We start from the raw sequence: 559 nt of genomic DNA on the forward strand, positions 1-559 counted from the left end.
CCCCTGGCTGATGCTGGGCAAAGCCTTGCTCGAGTAGCTGAGCCGTCCATGGTTGTTGGCACAGAACAATCGTGGCACCACTCTGCCTCAGGCAATGTCGGAACTGAGCCGCGCTGAAGAACGACGGTACGATCACACAAGGGCGCTCGACGAACAGTGCCGCCAGGTCCCAGAACAGCACTTCAGGCCCGTTATCCAGTACCACCACGAACGCGCCCGGTGGTTCACTCTGCAAACGGGCGATACGGGACTCAACCTCGTCGAGAAGCCCCCTGTAAGTGAAACGCTGAACCGGGCCCTGCACAGCTACATCATCAGGTCTGTGCTCGGCATGCTGGAGCAGTAAAGCCCGAAAGGCGCTCGGTTCATGCGGCATGACCGGCCTCCGGGGCCAAGCAGGGAAACCCAAGGCGTTGGAACACCCCCCCGCGGGTCAGGGCATCGAAGCCAACGCCGATGCTGCCGGCGAATACCTGAGGACGTTGATCGTAGTAGCTACCCCATTGGTCCATCTGGCCCTGTAGACGTTCTGGGTCGGCCGCGGCCAATACCGTGGGCA

Annotated in this window: 2 protein-coding genes; both read right to left on the reverse strand. The window is 61.5% G+C overall.

All coding sequences use genetic code 11. The features are described 5' to 3' along the window. A partial coding sequence (locus HP546_RS31000) for an AMP-binding protein (protein ID WP_172233871.1) occupies positions 1-376 on the reverse strand: 376 nt, incomplete at its 3' end. Continuing rightward, positions 366-559 (reverse strand): thermostable hemolysin (locus HP546_RS31005; protein ID WP_172233873.1); only part of this gene is annotated, 194 nt, incomplete at its 5' end. The genes HP546_RS31005 and HP546_RS31000, both read right to left, overlap by 11 nt.

Source organism: Pseudomonas sp. CM25 (assembly GCF_013179705.1).
In the GTDB taxonomy this organism is placed as follows: Bacteria; Pseudomonadota; Gammaproteobacteria; order Pseudomonadales; family Pseudomonadaceae; genus Aquipseudomonas.